Annotated in this window: 1 protein-coding gene; it reads right to left on the bottom strand. The window is 70.9% G+C overall.

Annotated elements, in window-relative coordinates; genetic code table 11:
• The coding region (locus HKX41_13375; protein NNC25125.1) for a MarR family transcriptional regulator at window positions 1-237 on the bottom strand (237 nt) is incomplete at both ends.

Here is a 237-nt window from a genome sequence, read left to right as displayed (position 1 = left end):
CGCGCGCGGGTCTTGAGCGCGCGGCCGGCCTTGGTCAGCTCGATCACCACCTGGCGCTCGTCGCTGGCGGCGCGGGTGCGGGTCACCAGACCCGCGGCTTCCAGGCGCTTGAGCAGCGGGGTCAGCGTGGCCGAGTCGAGGAACAGGCGCTCGCCGATCTCCGACACCGTGACCCCGTCGCGCTCCCACAGCACCATCATTGCCAGGTACTGCGGATAGGTCAGCTCCAGCTTGCCG

It is taken from the genome of Salifodinibacter halophilus (assembly GCA_012999515.1).
Taxonomy (GTDB): domain Bacteria; phylum Pseudomonadota; class Gammaproteobacteria; order Nevskiales; family Salinisphaeraceae; genus Salifodinibacter; species Salifodinibacter halophilus.
The sequence above is the reverse complement of the archived record's forward strand: the minus strand, read 5'-3'. Positions and strand labels throughout refer to the sequence as shown.